The 4917-nt window shown below is 48.0% G+C and carries 4 protein-coding genes; 1 reads left to right on the forward strand and 3 read right to left on the reverse strand.

The genetic code is table 11. The features are described from left to right. Positions 1–256: 256 nt before the first annotated feature. On the reverse strand, positions 257–1171 hold the full coding sequence (locus tag RIG27_RS09165; RefSeq protein ID WP_446344440.1) for a cation diffusion facilitator family transporter: 915 nt from the start codon (positions 1169–1171) through the stop codon (positions 257–259). Between the two features lie 174 nt (positions 1172–1345). Between RIG27_RS09165 and RIG27_RS09170 the strand changes: the two genes are divergently transcribed. Next, positions 1346–3031: an NAD(P)H-quinone oxidoreductase subunit 4 gene (locus RIG27_RS09170; RefSeq protein WP_446344442.1), complete on the forward strand. Its 1686-nt coding sequence runs from the start codon at positions 1346–1348 to the stop codon at positions 3029–3031. 208 nt (positions 3032–3239) lie between these two features. Here RIG27_RS09170 and RIG27_RS09175 read toward each other — a convergent pair whose 3' ends face one another. Together RIG27_RS09175 and RIG27_RS09180 are read right to left on the reverse strand one after the other, a co-directional pair. Continuing rightward, complete coding sequence (locus RIG27_RS09175) at positions 3240–4607, reverse strand: cobyrinate a,c-diamide synthase (RefSeq protein ID WP_446344444.1); 1368 nt, start codon at positions 4605–4607, stop codon at positions 3240–3242. Positions 4608–4688: 81 nt separating this feature from the next. Continuing rightward, positions 4689–4917: hypothetical protein (locus tag RIG27_RS09180; RefSeq protein ID WP_446344446.1), on the reverse strand; the 229-nt coding region annotated here is incomplete at its 5' end.

Here is a 4917-nt window from a genome sequence, read left to right on the forward strand (position 1 = left end):
ACCTCAAACCTCTATATGAGTAGTGCTGTTACTCTTAACTCCAGTAGGTAGACTAGCTTAAAATCTGCGAAAGTCTTGCGGTGAGATAATCCGAGAGTAATTTCAAGGGGAAATTTCCCCTTAAGTTGACACCAATGGGCATTGCCGTACCCCTACAGGTAGATTTTTACCTTCTCTATCCATCTGCTTTTTACTCATCTTAACTCATTATCTTATCTGTCAATATTCATCCTCAGACATAAGACAAATGACCAATTCAAACCCGATTTTCTGGAGCCAGAGTACAGGGTTGATTCGGGTCACCCGTTTCAATTTGAATCGTCGGATGTTCAATGCCAAACTGGTCATGCAGATGTTGGGATACCCTACTCAAAAACGCATCACCCGGATACCCTTTGGGTATCACCAGATGAGCTGTTAACGCTGTTTCTGTGGTACTCATTGCCCAGATATGCAGGTCATGGACTTGATCAACCTCCGGAAGTTCCGTTAAATACGTGCGAATGGCAGCAGGTTCAATACCTTCCGGAACCGCATCTAGGGCTAAATTCAGCGACTCCCGAAACAGTTGCCACGTATTCACCACCACAACCATAACAATAACTAAACTGACAGCCGGGTCAAACCATAGCCATCCTGTCACCGCGATCGCAATACCCGCCAGCACGACTCCCACAGAAACCAGCGCATCCGCCGCCATGTGCAGAAATGCACCGCGAATGTTCATATCCTCTTTACGACCTGACATGAACAAGAGTGCGGTAATGGTATTAATCACCACGCCAACCAAAGCAACGCCAATCACAACACCACCGGGTACAGATTGAGGATTAACGAACTTTCTCACCGCTTCCCACGCCACTGCACCCATAGCCACGAGGACAAGGGTAGCATTTAAAAGAGCCGCCAAAATCGAGGAACGACGGAAGCCGTAGGTATAGCGCTTGGTTGGAGAACGTTGGGACAACATATTCGCACCCCAAGCCAGAACCAAGCCTAAGACATCACTGAGATTGTGACCCGCATCCGCCAGTAACGCCAGGGAATTGTAGAAGATACCCGAAAAGGCTTCAACAACGACAAACCCGCCATTTAGAATTAGACCAATGGCAAAAGCACGATTGTAGTTGAAGGCGTTGTGGTCGTGATGGTGATGGTGGTTGTGGGACATGCTGTGATTACCCAATGTAGATTCTTTCTCTCCCCGCCCCAAAACTATGAAAACGGTGGTCTACATCCTCTACGGGGATACCCTATAGTGATCCAAGATAAATATTTATGAGAAAAATGTTACAAAGCTTAGTAAAATAACATCATCTGTTAACTAAGTATTTTTACCATCGTCATGATAGCCGATTCATTTCCCTGGCTAAGCGCGATCGCCCTCCTACCACTCGTCGCCTCTTTTGCTATCCCCCTACTGCCAGATAAGGGGGGTAAAACGGTGCGCTGGTATGCCCTCGGTGTTGCGATCGCGGACTTTCTATTGATGCTGTACACCTTTTGGCAGCACTACGACGCCAGCAGCGCCACATTTCAACTCACAGAAAAGTATACCTGGATACCTCAACTAGGTCTCAGTTGGGCAGTTTCAGTCGATGGACTGTCACTTCCCCTGGTACTTTTGGCGGGACTGGTGACAACGCTCTCCATTTTCGCAGCTTGGCAAGTCGATCACAAGCCTCGCCTCTTCTATTTTTTGATGCTGGTGCTGTATTCGGCACAAATCGGCGTCTTCATCGCCCAAGACATTCTGCTTCTGTTCATTATGTGGGAACTGGAACTCGTTCCCGTTTATCTCCTCGTCTCGATTTGGGGGGGACAGAAGCGTCAATACGCCGCGACCAAATTCTTACTCTATACTGCCGCCGCCTCTATATTTATTTTGGTAGCTGGGTTAGCCATGGCACTCTATGGCGAGGGTACAATCAGCTTCGATATGGTTGAACTCGGCATCAAGGATTACCCCTTGGCTTTAGAACTGCTACTCTATGCCGGATTATTAATCGCCTTTGGGGTTAAATTAGCGATTTTCCCCTTACACACCTGGCTTCCTGATGCTCATGGTGAAGCATCTGCTCCTGTATCAATGATTTTAGCGGGGGTACTCCTGAAAATGGGCGGATATGGATTAATTCGCTTGAATCTAGAGATACTTTCTGATGCTCACGTTTACTTTGCCCCAATTCTGGCGATGCTAGGGGTAGTTAACATTATCTATGGCGGACTGAATTCGTTTGCCCAGCCGAATATGAAGCGACGTCTTGCCTTTTCCTCCGTGTCTCACATGGGGTTTGTCCTCCTCGGAATCGCCTCATTCACGGATTTAGGGATAAGTGGCGCAATGTTGCAAATGATTTCCCACGGTTTAATTGCCGCCGTGCTATTCTTCCTGGCTGGGGTTACTTATGATCGCACCCACACCTTAGCCTTAGATAGTATGGGGGGTATTGGTCAGGTTATGCCCAAAGTTTTTGCCCTGTTTACCGCCGCCGCGATGGCATCAATCGCCCTCCCGGGAATGAGTGGGTTTGCCAGTGAACTCTCTGTCTTTGTCGGGGTGACAACCAGTGATATTTATAGCTCAACTTTCCGCACAGTAACAGTCTTCCTTTCGGCTTTGGGAATGATTCTCACACCCATCTATCTCCTCTCTCTACTCAGACAAGTCTTTTACGGAGCAGGCGTCGCCCCAACCTGTGAACTTGATAATTCCAACTTCGAGAATAAGGATGAAGAAGGAGCCGTTTGCTATGGCACGGATTGTGTTTTGCCGACTAATGCAATCTACACCGATGCTAAACCACGGGAAGTTTTTATTGCCGCTTGTTTTTTAGTGCTGATTCTGGGTATTGGGTTCTATCCTAAACTCGCCACCCAGCTTTATGACGCGAAGACGGTAGCGGTTAACGCGCAGTTACGGGAAGCGTATTTCCAAGTTGCCCAAGATAAGCCCCAGATTTATGCTCAGAACGTCGTAGTTCCTCAAATTAAGGAACCATCGGTAGCAACGGTTTCCTATAATCGTTAACTTCAACTTCTCGAATTTTCGTAGGGTGCATTAGGCGCTTACTTGGATTAACATCACGAATAATTTGCGCTTTTGCGCCGTAACGCACCGTTCTCAGGTATATGGTGCGTTACTTTTAACAAAGGACGTAGCTTGCTTCTGGCCAAGCGAGTATGACGAATGACAAATGACAAATGACGAATGACGAGCTTTAATTGTCCCCACCTACTTAATTTGGATTAAATTGTTGACAACATTTCAAAAAACGCTGAGGAATATCTGTTTTTCCACCCCAATGCAGATGAATATAGGACGCATGTAATTGATACATTCGCCACCCCTCAATTCCGACTTTTCCCTTCGGATCATATCCTTTTGTTTCAAACAAAGGATGCTCAGGACTTGCTGTTAACTGGGAACGATGAAATTCATGTCCCCAAACCCTTTCACCCACTAATACCAATGGCGTATGGTGTAATGCGGTTGCTTGACGATATCCCAGGGTTAAACGTTTGCCCATTACCGCCTTTGTGGGTAATATCCCTACCATCGACCAACATTTTTCCTCAAAATCTTTCACCTGTTGACATAAATACATCAACCCACCACATTCAGCATAGGTAGGCATTCCCTGAACAATGGCATTCCATACTGCCTGACGCGCCTCGATATTATCCGCCAATTCCTGGGCAAACACTTCGGGGAATCCCCCACCAAAATAAAGTCCCTGCACGCCTTCTGGTAATGTGGTATCCACTAGGGGACTCCAGGGAACTAATTCCGCTCCCAACTGTTGCAATAAATCCAGATTATCTTGATAGTAGAAACTAAAGGCGCGATCGCGAGCGATGGCAATTCGGGTAACGGATTGAGTCACACCGGGGTATAACCGTTGACTGTTGACAGTTAAATCGTGAATCTCTGCCCTCAACAGAGGCAATAAACGCTCCCAGTTAAAGCAGGTTTCGCCAATATCAGCCAGTTGATCAATTAACTGATCCAGAAAGGTGAGTTCATCGGTGGGAACTAATCCCAGATGGCGATCGGGAATCGTCAGACTATCCTGACGCCGGAGTACACCGAGTATAGGTAATTGTAGGGGTTCTAGGGCATCTTGAAGCAATTCTAAATGGCGATCGCTCCCCACTCGATTCAACACCACCCCAGCCACTTGGATGCTCTGATCAAAGCAACGATATCCTTGTGCGATCGCGGCGACGGAACGGGATAAGCGACTACAATCTAAAACCAATAACACTGGGACATTTAACAGTCGGGCAATATGCGCTGTACTGGCAACATCATCGCGTCCTGATGCACCATCAAACAACCCCATCACCCCTTCAATCAGAGCATAGTCTATCCCATCCAAATGACGCTGAAAACAAGCTTGAACATAAGTTTCCGACGTTAACACCGGATCTAAATTGCGACAGGGAAGCCCCGTTACCCGTTGATGAAACATCGGGTCAATATAATCTGGACCCACTTTAAAGGATTGCACCCGACGATACCGTCGCGATAAACACGAAAGCAGGGCAAGCGTCACCGTTGTTTTGCCTACCCCACTCCGTTCACCAGCAATAATTAAAGCCATAGGGGGAATTGGGGAAGTTTTGATCCTTCGCTTCGCTAGTCGGACATGGCGCGTAAATGTGTAGGGGCGGGTTTAGGGACTTTATGCTTGGTTGTTGAGGATAACGTTTGTACGAAACCCGCCCTCCTCTCCCCCTAATCCTAGACGTTCCACCGAAACATCTCTACAATCCCCACACCCGACACCCGACACCCGACACCCGACACCCGACACCCGACACCCGACACCCGACACCCGACACCCGACACCCGACACCCGACACCCGACACCCGACACCCGACACCCGACACCCGACACCCGACACCCGACA

This window comes from Coleofasciculus sp. F4-SAH-05 (assembly GCF_040222985.1).
Lineage (GTDB): Bacteria > Cyanobacteriota > Cyanobacteriia > Cyanobacteriales > Coleofasciculaceae > Coleofasciculus > Coleofasciculus chthonoplastes.